We start from the raw sequence: 16211 nt of genomic DNA, 5'->3' as shown, positions 1-16211 counted from the left end.
CGCCCCCCACTACTTCGCAAGCACCCCTTCCAGCAGAGCGGAATCGCCGAGCACGGCCAGCGTCTCGCGAGGCGTGAGATGGCGGATCGCCTGGTCGAAGCTGTCGCTTGCCTCGATCCGCGCACGCGCCACCGCGAGATGAAGATCGATCTCGCCCGGACCGCCGCGCCGCGCCGGCGGCAGCGACGAGAGATGGCGCTGCAACAGCCCGGAATCCTGCCGCAACGTCGCGAGCGCAGGGGCCGATGCGTGTGCCGGCGACGCCGCCAGCTCATTGGCGCGGACCAGCACGCGTGGCGGCTTAGCTTCCTCCGGCGTCACGAACAGCGCGTGCATCGCCGGCCGGGCGGTCCAGGCGCCGATCGGAATCGCAAACAGCAGGCCAACGATCACCGGCGACATCCACAGCAACAGCGGCAGCGATACCGCCCAGGCGCTTATCGCCATCGCGACACCGCAGGCGGTGGGAACGCCATACTTCCGATACAGCTCCCGCCGCTCGACCGCGCCGTCGTCGCGCCGCTGCGTCTGCCAGCCGGCGTCCCGGCCGAGCAGGATCTCGACGACGGCGATCGACTGGAACACCATCATGACCGGCGCGATCATCGCCGAGATCAGCACCTCGGCGAGCACGCCCGTCAGCGCCCGGAACCCGCCGCCGAATTGCCGGCGCGTATCCGAGCGCGTCAGCAACAGGATGAAGCCGAGCAGCTTCGGCACGATCAGCAGCGCCATGGTGAGGCCAAATACCCAGGCGGCGAGCACCGGGTCCTGCGCCGGCCAGTTCGGGAACAGCGAAAAACCCTTCGGAAAATATTCGGGCCGAATGAAGCGCGCCTGCAACGAGATCAGGATTCCGAGCAGCAAGAACGACAGCCAGAGTGGCGCGGTGATGTAGGAGCCGATCCCGGTCATGAAATGCAGCCGCGAGATCCAATGCAACCGGCGCGTCCTCAGCACGGCGAGATGCTGCAGATTGCCCTGGCACCAGCGGCGGTCGCGCGCGGCAAAATCCAATAGCGACGGCGGCACCTCCTCAAAACTGCCGCCGAGCATCGGGGCCATGTAGATGCCCCAGCCGGCGCGCCGCATCAGCGCCGCCTCGACGAAGTCGTGGCTCAGGATATGTCCGCCGAACGGCTTGCGTCCGGAGAGCTCGGGCAGCCCCGCCTGCTCCGCAAATGCCTCGATCCTGATGATGGCATTGTGCCCCCAGTAATTGCCCTCGGAGCCGTGCCACCACGCGACACCGGCGGCGACCATCGGCCCGTAGAGCCGGCCGGCGAACTGTTGCAGGCGGCTGAACAGGCTGCGCGCGTTGACGATGACCGGCAGCGTCTGCAGCAGCGCCGCCTGCGGATTGGTCTCCATGGCGTGCGCCATCCGCACCATGGTGTCGCCCGACATCAGGCTGTCGGCGTCGAGCACGATCATGAACCGATAGGCGCCGCCGAACCGCGTGATCCACTCGCCGACATTGCCGGACTTCCGCGCCGTATTGTCGGCGCGATGCCGGTAGAACAGCCGTTGCGCGCCGCAGGCCTCGCACAATTCGAGAAACGCCCTCTCCTCGGCGATCCAGATATCGGGATCGCGGGTGTCGCTGAGCACGAACCAGTCGAAGCTGTCGCCCTGCCCGGTCGCCTCGACGGACTCGTAGATGGCGCGCAGGCGCGCCATCAATTGATGCGGATTCTCGTTGTAGGTCGGGAGCAGGACCGCGGTCCGGCTCGCGAGCTGCGGCAAGGGACCGTCGTCGCGGATCGGCAAGGCGTTGCCGTTGCGGCGAAGCAGAGCGAAGAAGCCGGCGAGCGCCGAAGCGAACGAAAACGCGATCCAGGCGAGCAGCGCGACGAACAGCACCAGCACCATGCCTTCCATGATCGTCACGCCGCCGACCTGGACCACCATGTACATCTCGTAGGCGCCGGCACCGGTCAGCGCCGCCGTCAGCATCAGGACGAACGCGCGGCGCATCAACATGCCCGCGCCGACCGACACCGGCGTGCTCACCGCATGCGGCGGCCGGCCGAGATCGGCCGCCGACATCGCAAGCGGGCTCTCTTGTGGCAGGAAGCCGTCGGCCGCCGCGGCGACGTCGGACTGAGGCGACGTGACTATGGCGCCCATCGATAGACCCAGATCTCGGAGAGCGGCTTGTCATCCTGCGCCAGATGCGCACGCAGCTCGACCGGGTCCTTCTTGACGGCGCATTGGAAGCTGAGCCGCCATCCGCCGGTATTCGGATTTGGCTGCGTGACGACATTCGTGATCTCGGACTTCTCGGCCGTCACGACGCCGTTGACGCTGCCGGGATCGATCCCCTTCAGATTGCCCCCGAACAGGTCGAGCACGAACAGCTTGCTGTTCTCGCCATGCGCGCCGATGCCACTGCGCGTGAAGCGCGCGAGCGAATGCGGCTTCGGCGCATCCGGCCCCCAATGCAGGCGATAGGTGAAATTGGCCTCGCTCTTGGCCTTGAGCGGCGCCTTCGGCCGCCAGAACGCGGCGATGTTGTCGTGGATCTCTTCCTTGGTCGGGATCTCGAACAGGATGACCGCGCCCTCGCCCCAGTCGCCGATCGGCTCGACCCACAAGCTCGGACGCTTCTCGAAGCGCGATTCGATGTCCTGATAGGCGAAGAAATTCTTCTCGCGCTGCATCAGACCGAAGCCATGCGGATTGACGTCCTGGAACGTGCTGATCTGGAGGTCGCGCGGATTGCTCAGCGGGCGCCACAGGCTCTCGCCCTTGCCGTTGTAGATCGCAAGCCCGTCCGAATCGTGCACCGACGGCCTGAAGTCGTCGACCTCGTTGCGATCGTTGGGCCCGAAGAAGAACATGCTCGTCATCGGCGCAAGGCCCACGTGCTCGAGATCGGCACGCGGATAGAGCGATGCCTCGACATCGAACACCGTGGTCGCTCCAGGCCTGATCGTGAAGCGGTAGCTTGCCGCGCAGCTCTTGCTGTCGAGCAAGGCGTGAATGACCAGCGAGGTCGCGTTGGGCACGGGACGCTCGAGCCAGAACGCCTTGAAGAACGGAAACTCCTCGCCCTTGGCTTCGCCGGTATCGATCGACAGGCCGCGCGCCGACAGGCCGTAGGTCTCGTCCTTGGCGACCGCGCGGAAATAGCTCGCGCCGAGGAAGACGCAGACCTCGTCATAGTAGTTCGGCTTGTTGATCGGCGCGTGGATGCGAAATCCGGCAAAGCCGAGGTCGGTCTCGGTGAAGTCAGGCACGGTCTCGCCGAACGAGAACATGTCCTTGCTGTACTTGACTTCGCTGACCTTGCCGTCAGCGACCTCGAAGATCTTGACCTTGTTCTTGTAGAAGAAGCCGCGGTGGAAGAACTGCGCCTCGAACGGCAGCTTCGCGCCGCGCCACAGGGCGCGCTCGGGCGTGAAGCGGATCGAGCGGTACTGGTCGTAGTTGAGGTCCGTCAGGCCGTTCGGCAACTTCTCGTCCGGCGCCTCGAACGACTTGCCGGCGAGATTGCGCGCAAGCTCCCTGACCATGCCTGGGTTGAAGGGTGCGTCCGTCGCGCTCGCTGCGGCGGCGGCCTGGCGCTGTGGCAAGAACATGAGTGTCGGCAATACGGCCGATCCGTGGAGTAACTGGCGACGATTCAAAGCAGCTCCTGCTCGCTGACCGGGACGCCGCAATGCAACCGCCGAACCGGCGCTGAGTTCCATCTTTGCTGCGAGCAAGCGAAGATTGTCCGCCGGCTGAACACCAGGACTTGCTTCAACGCAACCACACAACGCGTGGTCGGTTGCTGCTGTGCCGGAACCGTGGCGGAAAGGCTACGAAGGAATGCCGAGAGCTACGCGCTCTCGAGCGTCGGCGCGACCTCGCGTGCGACCTGCACCAAGGCTGCGATCAGCGGCGTCATCGGATCGCGCTGCGGGATCACGAGGCCGATGCTGTAGTCCACGACCGGATCGACGATCGGAATGCTGCGCACCGCATCCGCAAGGCCGAGCGTCTCGGCGAGCTTGGCCGGCATCACGCTGGCCCAGCGGCCGGTCTTCACGTGGGTGTAGAGCACGAGCAGTGAGTTCGACGTCAGCGTCGGCGTCGCCTCCGCGCCGACCGAGGTCAGCGCGCGATCGATGATGCGGCGGTTCTGCATGTCGGGCGTGAGCAGACAGAGCGGCACGGTGCCGACTTCCTTCCACGTCACCTGCTTGCGGTCGCCGAACATCGCATCCGGCGCCATCAGCAAGCGATAGCTCTCGTTATAGAGCGGGATGGTGCGGACCTTGCCGATCGGCTCGTTCTCGATATAGGTCAGCCCGGCATCGACCTCGAGATTCTCGAGCAGACCGAGCACATCGGCCGACGTGCACGACTGGATGCGGAACCGCACGTCGGGATGGCGCGCCCGGAACGGCGTGGTCAGCGAAGCCACCATGCCGAGCGCGGTCGGGATCGCCGCGATCCGGATCTCGCCCGACAGCTTGTCCTTGAGGCTGTTGATCTCCTGCTTCATCGCGCGCGCATCGCCGACGATGCGCCGCGCCCAGTCCAACGTCCGCTCCCCTTCAGGCGTGAAGCCCTGGAAGCGGGATCCGCGCTGCACCAGCATGACGCCGAGGATTTCCTCGAGCTGCTTGAGACTGGTCGACATCGTCGGCTGGGTGACGCCGCACGCCTCCGCAGCCCGGCCAAAGTGCCGTTCCTTGGCCAGCGCCAGCAGAAGTTCCAGCTTGTCGATCAAGGTTCAAATCCCTTCGGAAAACGGCGCCCCAAGCGGCAGCCCAACACGTCCATAGGTAGCACGATCGGGGTGCGATCCCGAAATCCAAAGCGCCCCGGAAGTGCGTGATTCCAGAACATTATTACGATCCCGCATCGATCCATTCGACAGCGCTATTAATCGCGTTTCGCAATCGCCGCATGAGACAGCTTTATTGATGTTTCGAAGGATTCCAACTCTCATGTGCGAAGCAAAAAACTGATCGTGAGAAGCGCTGATGACGGTGGGATACGAACCTTGGGACAAGGCGCGCGGCGCTGAAATCATCGCCGAGCATGCCGGGCTCGAAGGCGCCACGCTGGTGATCCTGCACGCGCTGCAGGAGGCCTTCGGCTACGTGCCGGAGCCTGCGATCCCGATGGTGGCGGAGGCGCTCAACCTGTCGCGCGCCGAGGTGCACGGCGTCTTCACCTTCTACCATGATTTCCGGAAGCAACCTGCGGGCCGCCACGTCCTCAAGCTGTGCCGCGCCGAGGCCTGCCAGGCCGCCGGCGGCGATGCGCTCGCGGCGCGCGCGGAAGCCAAGCTCGGCGTTGCTCTCGGCAATACCACGGCGGATGACCGCGTGACTCTGGAGCCGATCTACTGCCTCGGGCTGTGCGCCACCGCGCCCTCGGCGATGCTGGATGGCCGCGTGGTCGGCCGGCTCGACGAAGCGCGGATCGACGCGCTGGTCGCGGAGGCACAGCGATGACAATGCGGATCTTCATTCCCCGCGACGCCGGTGCGGTTGCCGTCGGCGCCGACGACGTCGCCCTCGCCTTCGAGCAGGCCGCAGCAGCGCGCGGCATGCCGATCGAGATCGTCAGGACCGGTTCGCGCGGGCTGTACTGGCTGGAGCCGCTGGTCGAACTGGCGACCGCCCAGGGTCGCGTCGCGTTCGGCCCGGTGACGCCGGCGGACGTTCCACCCCTGCTCGACGCGATGGCCGGCAACGGTCAGCACGCGCTGCGGCTTGGGGTCACGGACGAGATTCCCTGGCTGAAGCGCCAGACCCGGCTGACCTTCGCCCGCTGCGGCGTGATCGATCCGCGCTCGGTCGACGACTACCGCGCCCATGGCGGCTACAAGGGCCTGGAGCGGGCGCTGACGCTGACCTCCGACCAGATCCTCGCCGACGTCACCACGTCCGGTCTGCGCGGCCGCGGCGGCGCCGGCTTCCCCACCGGCATCAAGTGGAAGTCCGTGGCGCAGGCCAGCGCCGACCGCAAATACATCGTCTGCAACGCCGACGAAGGCGACAGCGGCACCTTCGCCGACCGCATGATCATGGAAGGCGACCCCTTCGTCGTGATCGAGGGCATGACGATCGCAGGTATCACGGTAGGCGCCACCAAGGGCTACATCTACATCCGCTCGGAATATCCGCACGCGGTCGACGCGATGAACGCGGCGATCGTGGCCGCCCGTCGCGCCGGCTTGCTCGGCAAGCGCATCGGCGGCTCCACCCATGAGTTCGATCTCGAGGTGCGTGTCGGCGCCGGCGCCTATGTCTGCGGCGAAGAGACCTCGTTGTTGGAAAGCCTCGAGGGCCGCCGCGGCGTCGTGCGGGCCAAGCCGCCGCTGCCGGCGCATAAGGGCCTGTTCGGCCGCCCGAGCGTGATCAACAACGTGCTGTCGTTCGCGGCGATTCCCTTCATCCTCGACAACGGCGCCAAGGCCTACGCCGATTTCGGCATGGGCCGCTCGCGCGGCACGATGCCGATCCAGCTCGCCGGCAACATCAGATATGGCGGGCTGTTCGAGACCGCCTTCGGCGTCACGCTCGGCGAACTCGTCGACGAGATCGGCGGCGGCACCGTCACCGGGCGCGAGGTGCGCGCGGTTCAAGTCGGCGGCCCGCTCGGGGCCTACTTCCCGCGCGCGCTGTTCGACACGCCGTTCGACTATGAAGCGTTCGCCGCGCGCGACGGCCTGATCGGCCATGGCGGGATCGTGGTGTTCGACGACAGCGTCGACATGGCGAAGCAGGCCCGCTTTGCGATGGAATTCTGCGCGGTCGAATCCTGCGGCAAGTGCACGCCGTGCCGAATCGGCTCGACCCGCGGCGTCGAGACCATCAACAAGATCATCAATGGCGAGCGCGTGGCGGAAAACCTCGCTGTTGTCGAAGACCTCTGCAACACCATGAAATTCGGCTCGCTGTGCGCACTCGGCGGCTTCACGCCCTACCCCGTGATGAGCGCACTGAAACACTTCCGGGAAGATTTCGGCGGAGATCTAGGTCCCGCACCGGCCCGGCTGCAGGCCGCGGAATAGCAAGGAAATCACGATGTCGCTGATCCAGGAAACCGATTTCGGCACGCCCAAATCCAAATCCGAGACGATGGTCACGCTGACCATCGACGGCAATCAGATCACGGTGCCCGAAGGCACCTCGATCATGCGCGCGGCGATGGAAGCCGGCACCCAGATTCCAAAGCTCTGCGCGACCGACATGGTCGACGCCTTCGGCTCCTGCCGGCTCTGCCTCGTCGAGATCGAGGGCCGCGCCGGCACGCCGGCCTCCTGCACGACGCCGGTCATGCCCGGCCTCGTCGTGCACACCCAGAGCGAGCGGCTGAAGAAGCTGCGCAAGGGCGTGATGGAGCTCTACATCTCCGACCACCCGCTGGACTGCCTGACCTGCGCCGCGAACGGCGACTGCGAATTGCAGGACATGGCGGGTGCCGTCGGCCTGCGCGACGTGCGCTACGGCTATGAAGGCGAGAACCACGTCTTCGCCAAATCGCACGGCTGCGAAAACGACAACTGGATGCCGAAGGACGAGTCCAATCCGTACTTCACCTACGATCCCTCGAAGTGCATCGTCTGCTCGCGCTGCGTCCGCGCCTGCGAGGAAGTGCAAGGCACCTTCGCGCTGACGATCTCCGGCCGCGGCTTCGACAGCCGCGTCTCGCCCGGCATGAACGAAAGCTTCCTCGGCTCGGAATGCGTGTCCTGCGGCGCCTGCGTGCAGGCCTGCCCGACCGCGACGCTGACCGAGAAATCCGTGATCGAGATCGGCCAGCCCGAACACTCGGTCGTCACCACCTGTGCCTATTGCGGCGTGGGCTGCGCCTTCAAGGCCGAGATGCGCGGCGAGGAAGTGGTACGCATGGTGCCGTGGAAGGACGGCAAGGCCAATCGCGGCCATTCCTGCGTCAAGGGCCGCTTCGCCTGGGGTTACACCACCCACAAGGAGCGCATCCTGAAGCCGATGATCCGCGAGCGGATCGAGGATCCCTGGCAGGAAGTGTCGTGGGACGATGCGCTGAATTTCGCCGCCGCGAAGTTCAAGGGCATCCAGCAGAAATACGGCCGCGACGCGGTCGGCGGCATCACCTCGTCACGCTGCACCAATGAAGAAACCTATCTGGTGCAGAAGCTGATCCGCGCCGGCTTCGGCAACAACAATGTCGACACCTGCGCCCGCGTCTGCCATTCGCCGACCGGCTACGGCCTGTCGCAAACCTTCGGGACTTCGGCCGGCACGCAGGATTTCGACTCGGTGGAGGACACCGACGTCGTGCTGATCATCGGCGCCAATCCGGCTTCCGCCCATCCGGTGTTCGCCTCGCGGCTGAAGAAGCGGCTGCGCCAGGGCGCCAGGCTGATCGTGATCGATCCGCGCCGCACCGAGATGGTGGAATCTCCGCACGTGAAGGCGCTGCATCTGCCCCTGATGCCCGGCACCAACGTCGCCGTGCTCACCGCGCTCGCCCATGTCATCGTCACCGAAGGGCTCGTCGATGAGGCCTTCGTGCGCGAGCGCTGCGACTGGAGCGAGTTCCAGGACTGGGCGGCTTTCGTCGCCGATTCCAAGCACAGCCCGGAAGCCACCGCGATCATGACCGGCGTCGATCCGAAGGTGCTGCGCGAGGCGGCCCGAATCTATGCCACCGGCGGCAACGGCGCGATCTATTACGGGCTCGGCGTCACCGAGCACAGCCAGGGCTCGACCACGGTGATCGCGATCGCCAACCTCGCGATGGCGACCGGTAATATCGGCCGGCCCGGCGTCGGCGTGAATCCGCTGCGCGGCCAGAACAACGTGCAGGGCTCCTGCGACATGGGCTCGTTCCCGCACGAGCTGCCGGGCTACCGCCACATCGCCGGCGATGCGGTGCGCGAGCAGTTCGAAGCGATGTGGAACGTCAAGCTCAACAACGAGCCGGGCCTGCGCATCCCGAACATGTTCGACGCCGCCATCGAGGGCAGCTTCATGGGGCTTTACGTGCAGGGCGAGGACATCCTGCAGTCCGATCCGAACACCAAGCACGTGGTGGCGGCGCTGTCGGCGATGGAATGCGTCATCGTCCACGATCTCTTCCTGAACGAGACCGCGAACTACGCCCATGTCTTCCTGCCCGGCTCGACCTTCCTCGAGAAGGACGGCACCTTCACCAATGCCGAACGCCGCATCCAGCGCGTCCGCAAGGTGATGACGCCGCTCAACGGCTACGCCGACTGGGAAGTGACGATCATGCTCGGCAAGGCGATGGGCTTTGAGATGAACTACACCCATCCATCCGAGATCATGGACGAGATCGCCGCGCTGACGCCGACCTTCGCGGGCGTCTCCTATGCCAGGCTCGACGAGCTCGGCTCGGTGCAGTGGCCCTGCAACGAAAAGGCGCCGGAAGGCACCCCGGTGATGCATATCGGCGGCTTCGTGCGCGGCAAGGGCAAGTTCATCCTCACCGAATATATCGCGACCGACGAACGCACCGGCCCGCGCTACCCGCTGCTGCTCACCACCGGCCGCATCCTCAGCCAGTACAATGTCGGCGCACAGACCCGCCGCACCGAGAACGTGGTGTGGCACGCCGAGGACCGGCTGGAGATCCATCCGCACGACGCCGAGCAGCGCGGCGTGCGCGACGGCGACTGGGTGCGGCTGGCGAGCCGCGCCGGCGAGACCACGCTGCGCGCCGAGATCACCGACCGCGTGGCGCCGGGCGTTGTCTACACCACGTTCCACCACCCTGACACCCAGGCCAACGTCATCACGACTGATTTCTCGGACTGGGCCACCAACTGTCCCGAGTACAAGGTCACCGCAGTGCAGATCTCGCCGTCGAACGGTCCGTCCGACTGGCAGAAGGCCTATGACGAGCAGGCTCGCCACTCCCGCCGCATTGCCGCGCCGGTGGTGGAAGCCTTGGAATAGCGATGCGCGAGCCCGTCTATCAGGCGAACCGGAAGGTCTGGCGCAACGGCGTCTTCAGCGACGGCGCGCGCCTGATCCCGGAGGAGACGCCGCTCGCGCTGACCTATAATGGCGGCACCTACGCCGTGATGATGGGCTCGCCCGAGGACCTCGGCGATTTCGCCGTGGGCTTCAGCCTGAGCGAAGGCATCGTGCAAGCGGCCGACGAGATCGAGACCCTCGACATCGTCGAGCTCGATGACGGCATCGAGCTTCGGATGTGGCTCAGGCCTGACAGGGCCGAGCGGATCGCCGAGCGACGGCGCAACATCGCCGGACCGACCGGCTGCGGCCTGTGCGGACTCGATTCCATCAGCGAGGCAGTCCGGCCGGCCGCGGTGGTACGCGCGGGCCGCGCCTTCTCGCCGCGCGAGATCATGGCGGCGATGGCGGCGGTGGCGCCGCTGCAGGAGATCAACCACCAGACCCGCGCCGTGCACGCCGCGGCGTTCTGGACGGGCGCGCGCGGCATCGTGGCGCTGCGCGAGGATGTCGGCCGCCACAATGCGCTCGACAAGCTCGCCGGCGCGCTGGCCCGCGACAAGGTCATGGCCGGCGAAGGCATGGTGCTGCTCACCAGCCGCGTTTCGGTCGAAATGGTTCAGAAGACCGCCGCGATCGGCGCGCCGCTGATCGCTGCGGTGTCGGCGCCGACCGCGCTTGCGGTGCGGATGGCGGATGCCGCCGGCATCACGCTCGCCGCGATCGCTCGCGCCGATGGATTTGAAATCTTTACGCATCCGGAACGCGTCACAGGCGCGATGGCCGGCAAGGAGCCCGTTTATGTCGTCGTCGCCTGACAAACTGGTCTATATGGCGAACCAGATCGGAAAATTCTTCCAGAGCCAGGGGCGCGGGCGTGCCGTGCAGGGCATTTCCGAGCACATCTGGAAGTTCTGGGACCCGCGGATGCGCAAGCAGATCTTCGCCCATCTCGACGCCGGCGGCACCGGCCTCGATCCCGACGTCCGCGATGCCTTGCAGAAGTTGAAGCAGCAGGCGTAGCTTTCTGGACTATCATTCCTAGAGGCTGTGAGCGCTCCGCACCGCCGTCATTGCGAGGAGCGATAGCGACGAAGCAATCCACCTCTCCGCTTGCGGAACTGTGGATTGCTTCGCCTCGCTCGCAATGACGTGGATCGAGCGGTGATTGTAGGCGCTACCGCCCCTACCCCACGATCGTGTTGAAGACGCGGCGCACCTCGCTTTGGGTCTCGCGCAGGCGGGCTTCCAGCGCGGAGAAGTCCGGCGTGTCCCCGGCCCGCGCCATTACGCGCAGCAGGTCTTCGCCCGCGGTCTCCGGATTGAACTTGCCGGTGACGCAGAGCCGCAGGATCTGCGTCAGGTCATGATAGAGCCGCGCCGCCGAGCGCAGGATCTCCGCCTCGGACTGGCCGAGCAGGCCGAGCTTGGCGGCATTGTCGAGCACCTGCAGCGTGGAGACGCTGAGGATTTCCGGCTTCACCGCGGCATGCGCGAGCTGGAGATATTGCGCGATGAAATCGATGTCGACGAGCCCGCCGGCGGCGAGCTTGAGATCCCAGACGTCGTCCTCGCCCTTCTCCAGCGCGATCGCGCGCCGCATGTCGGCAACGTCGGCCGCGGTCGACGCCGCATCGCGCGGCCGGGTCAGCACGCTGCGGATGATCGCTTCGATCTTCTCGCGGAATTCCGGCGACGACGAGATCACGCGGGCGCGCGTCAGCGCCATGTGCTCCCATGTCCAGGCCTCGCGCTCCTGGTAGTCGGAGAATGAATCGATCCGCGAGGCGACCGGGCCGGCGCGCCCCGACGGGCGCAGCCGCATGTCGACCTCATAGAGCACGCCGTAATTGGTTCGGGTCGTGAAGGCGCTGATCAGGCGCTGGGTGAAGCGGGCAAAATACTGCGCGCCATGCAGCGAGCGCTCGCCGTCGGAGTCCGGCGCCTCGCTGTCGAAATCGTACAGCAGGATCAAATCGAGGTCGGAGGACGCCGTCATCTCGCGGCTGCCGAGCCGCCCCATCGCGACGATCGCGGTCTCCTGCCCATTGATCCGACCATATTGCGCGGCGAACTGGTCGGTGACGAGGCCGTGCACGGTGTGGACGATCCCCTCGGCCACATCGGCAAAGGCGGTGCTGGCGTGCTGCGCCGATACCGTGCCGGACAGGATCCGCGTGCCGATCAGGAACAGGCTCTCCTGGCCGAACAATCTCAGACGATCGAGAAAATCCTCGTAGGACGACGCATCCTGCAGCGTGGCGGCCAGCCGCTCCGACAGTTCCTTCTTGTCCGGCATCGCGCCGAAGAAGCGCGGATCGACCAGGCCGTCCATGATCTGCGGCTGCCGCGCCAGCATGTCGCCGAGCCGCGGTGCCGCGCCGAGGATCAGCGCCACCAGCGCGACGAAGTCGCGGTTCTGGCTGAGCAGCGAGATCAGCCGGCCGCCCCGCTGCAGCGCGCCGAGGAAACGGTCGAACGCCGCCACCGCATCGTCCGGCTCCTCGGCATGCGCGAGGCCGTCGATCAGGCCGGGAATGAATTCCAGGAACGCGGCGCGCGTCGCCTCGACGCGCAGCGCGCGATAGTCGCCCTCGATCCATTGCTGCACGGTGCCGGCAACCGCAATGGGCTTCTTGAAGCCGAGATTGGCGAGATGTTCGATCAGGCGGGCATCCTCAGGCCCGGCGCCGTAGTCGATATCCGGCAGCTTTGCGGTGCCGGTCGGATCGTCGCCCTCGAACAGCTTGCCATAGTGGTTCTGCACGATCTTGAGCTGGCCGAGCAGGTCTCTGGCGAAGGCCTCGCGATTTTCGTAGCCGAAGAAATGCGCAAAGCGCTCGACATCCTCAGGCGCTTCGGGCAGCGAATGGGTCTGCTCGTCGGCGATCATCTGCAGCCGGTGCTCGACCCGGCGCAGGAATTCATAGGCCGTCGTCAATTCGTCGCGCGCTTCAAAGGTGATCCAGTTGCTGTTGGCGAGCACGTTGAGCGCCTCCAGCGTCGGCCGCACCCGCAACTCCGGATGGCGGCCGCCAGCGATCAGCTGCTGGGTCTGGGCGAAGAACTCGATCTCGCGGATGCCGCCGCGGCCGACCTTGACGTTATGGCCCTCGACCGAGATCTCGCTCTGGCCGCGATAGGTCTGCATCTGCCGCTTCATGTCGTGGACATCGGCAAGCGCGGCAAAATCCAGATGCTTGCGCCAGACAAAGGGCGCGAGCTCGGCGATCAGCGCCTCGCCGGCCTTCGGATCGCCGGCACAGGGCCGCGCCTTGATCATCGCGGCGCGCTCCCAGGTGCGTCCCTCGCGTTCGTAATAATGCAACGCCGCGTCGGTCGAGATCGCGACCTGGGTCGAGGCCGGGTCCGGACGCAGCCTGAGATCGACCCGGAACACATAGCCGTCGCCCGAGCGCTGCTGCAGCATCCGCGCCATCGCCTGGGTGACGCGCACGAAGAACGGCTGCGGCTCAATGTCCTCGGCGAGCGAGGTGGCCGCGCGATCGAAGAACACGATCAGGTCGATGTCGCTGGAATAGTTCAGCTCGCCGGCCCCCATCTTGCCCATCGCGAGCACGATCAGGCCCGAACCTGCTTCGGGGTGATCGGGATCGGCCGCGGTCATCCGGCCGCGGGCCACTTCCTGCCGGAACAGATATCGCAGCGCCGATTGCACCGAATTCACCGCGATGTCGGTCAGCGCCGCCGTCACCCGCATCACCGGCCAGACGCCGCCGATGTCGCACAGCGCGATCATCAGCGCGGCCTCCGCCTTCATGCGGCGAAGCAGAACCATCACGTCGGCCTCGCTGCCGGCGGCGAGCACCTCGCGCGACGTCGTCTCGATCAGGTTGGCCAGATGCGACTCCGGGTCGCATGACAGGATCCGGATCAGCCGCGCGGCGTCGGCACGCGCGAGCTCGAACAGGTAGGGCGAGAACTCGGCGATGCCACGCAGGATGTCGCGTGCGAACGGATGTTCAAGCAGCGCATTGAGCGCGGCCAATTGCGCCGGCTCGAGCTCGGCGAACCAGTCGGTCAGGCGCTGATCGGCGGATGTGGGCGCGGCGACACGCGGTCCGTCCGCGAACCGCGCGGCCAGACCATGTCGATCCGCGTTTCCCGGCGCGGCGGCATTCATGCCGCCTTCTGTGGCACATCCTGCGTTTGAGCCGCAAGCCTGTCACTGCCGCCCGCCCGCGCGGGCAGCACCAGGGTGGCGACCAGCCCCGGATGGGCATCGCCGAGCCTGAGCTCGCCGCCATGAAGCGTGGCGACCGCCGAGGCCAGGCTGAGGCCGAGACCGGAACCGGGTAAGGTCCGGCTCGCCTCGAGCCGGACGAAGCGCTCGACCGCGTGCTTGCGGTCGGCCTCGGGAATGCCCGGACCGTGGTCGGTGACGCTGAGCAGGACCTGGTCGCCCTCGCGCCGCGCCTCGATCAGGATCTCCCGCGCATCCGCATTGAGCGGCTGCACGCTGACGTCGGGCTTGCCGTATTTGATGGCATTCTCGACCAGGTTGGCGACCGCCTGGCTGATCAATTCGCGGTTGCCGTGAATCGGCGCCGGCATGGTCTTCACCTGCAGCGTCATGCCGTCGTCCTCGGCCAGCGGCTCGTACAGCTCGTGGATGCCGTTGGCGACATCGGCACCGTCGAAATCGTCCATGTTGCCGCGCGCCTGGCCGGACTCGGCACGCGCAATCATCAACAGGGCGTTGAAGGTGCGGATCAGCCCGTCGGATTCCTCGATGGTCCGCTCCAGCGCCGCGCGATACTCGGCCTCGCAGCCCGACCGCGCCAGCGCCTCCTCGGCGCGGTTGCGCAGCCGTGTCAGCGGCGTCTTGAGGTCATGGGCGATGTTGTCGGAGACCTCCTTCAGCCCCGTCATCAGCGCCTCGATGCGCTCGAGCATGGCATTGAGATTTTCCGCCAGGCGATCGAGCTCGTCGCCGCTGCGGCCGACCGGCAGCCGGCCGGACAGATCGCCCGCCATGATGCGCTTGGTGGTGCCGGTCATGGCGTCGATCCGGTGCAGCACGCGGCGGGCGACGAAGATGCCGCCGCCGATGCCGAGCACGACGACGACGAGGATCGACCATTGCGCGGCCTTGGCGACGATGCCGAACAGCCGCCGCCGCTCCTCGAGGTCGCGCCCGACCAGCAGGCGGAAGCCGTTCTCCATCTCGGTGACCCGCACCAGCGCGCGGTGATCGGTCTTGTCCTGGTCGTCGAGCCGGCGATAGGCGGTCTCCGTCCAGCCCTGCACGCTCATCACGCCCGGTGCCAGCGCGCCGACATTGCCGGCGAGCATCTGCCCGTTCGGCGCCGTCACCAGATAGAGGTTGGCGCCCGGCCGCAGCGCACGATTGCCCATGGTGCCCAGCAGGCCGCGCAGGCCGCGGCGGTTGTAGATGTCGGTGATCTCGCTGATCTCGACGTTGACCGTCGTCGTGATCTGCTCGGTGATCAGCCGCCGCGTGTTCCAGGCGAAGTAAGCCAGCAGCGAGGCGGCGAACAGCGCGAACAGGAACAGGTAGACCAGCGTCAGCCGAAACGCCGTGGTCCGGATCAGTTTACCGAATGCCGTCACGGATCATATACCCCGCGCCGCGGATGGTATGCAGCAGCGGCCGCTCAAAACCCTTGTCGATCTTGGAGCGCAGCCGCGAGATGTGGACGTCGATGACGTTGGTCTGCGGATCGAAATGATAATCCCAGACATTCTCGAGCAGCATGGTGCGCGTCACCACCTGCCCGGCATGCTTCATGAGATATTCGAGCAGGCGGAACTCACGCGGCTGCAAGGTAAGCTCGTCCTTGCCGCGGGCGACGCGATGGGACAGCCGATCGAGCTCGAGGTCGCCGACCCGGTAGGTCGTCTCCTCGGCCGGGCCGACATTGCGCCGCGACAGCACCTCGACGCGCGCGAGCAGCTCGGCGAAGGAATAGGGTTTCGGCAGGTAGTCGTCGCCGCCGGCGCGCAGGCCCTTGATGCGGTCATCGACTTGGCCGAGCGCCGAGAGGATGAGTACCGGCGTCCGGTTGCCCTTGTCGCGCAGGCTGCCGATCAGCGACAGGCCGTCACGCTTCGGCAGCATGCGATCCACAACCAGCACGTCGTAGTCGCCGATCTCGGCCATCGACAGCCCTTCCTCGCCATCGGAGGCGAGATCGGCGATATAGCCGACTTCGCGGAATGCCTTGACCAGATAGTCGGCTGACTCACGGTCGTCTTCGATGATCAGGATGCGCATTTGCGGAGCGATTGCGG

11 protein-coding genes are annotated in these 16211 nt (G+C 66.3%); 5 read left to right on the top strand and 6 right to left on the bottom strand.

Features of this window, described 5'->3' with window-relative positions:
* Positions 1–9: 9 nt before the first annotated feature.
* The 3 genes from mdoH to ACVI1L_RS28360 all read right to left on the bottom strand — a co-directional run bounded on the left by mdoH (position 10) and on the right by ACVI1L_RS28360 (position 4723).
* Complete coding sequence (gene mdoH, locus ACVI1L_RS28370) at positions 10–2130, bottom strand: glucans biosynthesis glucosyltransferase MdoH (RefSeq protein ID WP_456784387.1); 2121 nt, start codon at positions 2128–2130, stop codon at positions 10–12.
* Positions 2118–3584, bottom strand: coding sequence for a glucan biosynthesis protein G (locus ACVI1L_RS28365; RefSeq protein WP_456784386.1), 1467 nt, complete (start codon positions 3582–3584; stop codon positions 2118–2120). The genes mdoH and ACVI1L_RS28365 overlap by 13 nt, the downstream gene beginning before the upstream one ends.
* 242 nt (positions 3585–3826) lie before the next feature.
* Positions 3827–4723, bottom strand: coding sequence for a LysR family transcriptional regulator (locus tag ACVI1L_RS28360; protein ID WP_456784385.1), 897 nt, complete (start codon positions 4721–4723; stop codon positions 3827–3829).
* Between the two features lie 256 nt (positions 4724–4979).
* On the opposite strand from ACVI1L_RS28360, the gene ACVI1L_RS28355 reads away from it, so the two are divergent.
* From ACVI1L_RS28355 to ACVI1L_RS28335, 5 genes are read left to right on the top strand one after another with little or no spacing between them, the layout of a single operon-like run.
* Positions 4980–5456, top strand: a complete 477-nt coding sequence (locus tag ACVI1L_RS28355) for a formate dehydrogenase subunit gamma (protein ID WP_028331545.1) — start codon at positions 4980–4982, stop codon at positions 5454–5456.
* On the top strand, positions 5453–7021 hold the full coding sequence (locus ACVI1L_RS28350) for a formate dehydrogenase beta subunit (RefSeq protein WP_456784384.1): 1569 nt from the start codon (positions 5453–5455) through the stop codon (positions 7019–7021). Before ACVI1L_RS28355 ends, ACVI1L_RS28350 begins: the two co-directional genes overlap by 4 nt.
* Before the next feature lie 13 nt (positions 7022–7034).
* Entirely contained in the window at positions 7035–9914 is a 2880-nt protein-coding gene (gene fdhF, locus ACVI1L_RS28345) for a formate dehydrogenase subunit alpha (protein WP_456784383.1), read from the top strand.
* A gap of 2 nt (positions 9915–9916) precedes the next feature.
* Positions 9917–10753: a formate dehydrogenase accessory sulfurtransferase FdhD gene (gene fdhD, locus ACVI1L_RS28340; protein WP_456784382.1), complete on the top strand. Its 837-nt coding sequence runs from the start codon at positions 9917–9919 to the stop codon at positions 10751–10753.
* The gene (locus ACVI1L_RS28335; protein ID WP_456784381.1) at positions 10737–10958 is read left to right on the top strand and encodes a formate dehydrogenase subunit delta; all 222 of its coding nucleotides are present in this window, start codon (positions 10737–10739) and stop codon (positions 10956–10958) included. The genes fdhD and ACVI1L_RS28335 overlap by 17 nt, the downstream gene beginning before the upstream one ends.
* Positions 10959–11121: 163 nt before the next feature.
* On the opposite strand, the gene ACVI1L_RS28330 is transcribed toward ACVI1L_RS28335, so the two are convergent.
* From ACVI1L_RS28330 to ACVI1L_RS28320, 3 genes are read right to left on the bottom strand one after another with little or no spacing between them, the layout of a single operon-like run.
* On the bottom strand, positions 11122–14079 hold the full coding sequence (locus ACVI1L_RS28330) for a bifunctional [glutamine synthetase] adenylyltransferase/[glutamine synthetase]-adenylyl-L-tyrosine phosphorylase (RefSeq protein ID WP_456784380.1): 2958 nt from the start codon (positions 14077–14079) through the stop codon (positions 11122–11124).
* The gene (locus tag ACVI1L_RS28325) at positions 14076–15530 is read right to left on the bottom strand and encodes an ATP-binding protein (protein ID WP_456784379.1); all 1455 of its coding nucleotides are present in this window, start codon (positions 15528–15530) and stop codon (positions 14076–14078) included. Before ACVI1L_RS28325 ends, ACVI1L_RS28330 begins: the two co-directional genes overlap by 4 nt.
* Positions 15514–16194, bottom strand: coding sequence for a winged helix-turn-helix domain-containing protein (locus ACVI1L_RS28320; protein ID WP_456785618.1), 681 nt, complete (start codon positions 16192–16194; stop codon positions 15514–15516). The genes ACVI1L_RS28325 and ACVI1L_RS28320 overlap by 17 nt, the downstream gene beginning before the upstream one ends.
* Positions 16195–16211 lie beyond the last annotated feature (17 nt).

The organism is Bradyrhizobium sp. USDA 4516 (genome assembly GCF_054055915.1).
This window is presented reverse-complemented; position numbering and strand designations above follow the sequence as displayed.

Excerpts from the sequence above, each read along its gene's own strand:
- mdoH (WP_456784387.1), bottom strand. The coding sequence starts at position 2,130 with ATGGGCGCCATAGTCACGTCGCCTCAGTCCGACGTCGCCGCGGCGGCC.
- ACVI1L_RS28365 (WP_456784386.1), bottom strand. The coding sequence starts at position 3,584 with ATGTTCTTGCCACAGCGCCAGGCCGCCGCCGCAGCGAGCGCGACGGAC.
- ACVI1L_RS28355 (WP_028331545.1), top strand. The coding sequence starts at position 4,980 with ATGACGGTGGGATACGAACCTTGGGACAAGGCGCGCGGCGCTGAAATC.
- ACVI1L_RS28350 (WP_456784384.1), top strand. The coding sequence starts at position 5,453 with ATGACAATGCGGATCTTCATTCCCCGCGACGCCGGTGCGGTTGCCGTC.
- fdhF (WP_456784383.1), top strand. The coding sequence starts at position 7,035 with ATGTCGCTGATCCAGGAAACCGATTTCGGCACGCCCAAATCCAAATCC.
- fdhD (WP_456784382.1), top strand. The coding sequence starts at position 9,917 with ATGCGCGAGCCCGTCTATCAGGCGAACCGGAAGGTCTGGCGCAACGGC.
- ACVI1L_RS28335 (WP_456784381.1), top strand. The coding sequence starts at position 10,737 with ATGTCGTCGTCGCCTGACAAACTGGTCTATATGGCGAACCAGATCGGA.
- ACVI1L_RS28330 (WP_456784380.1), bottom strand. The coding sequence starts at position 14,079 with ATGAATGCCGCCGCGCCGGGAAACGCGGATCGACATGGTCTGGCCGCG.
- ACVI1L_RS28320 (WP_456785618.1), bottom strand. The coding sequence starts at position 16,194 with ATGCGCATCCTGATCATCGAAGACGACCGTGAGTCAGCCGACTATCTG.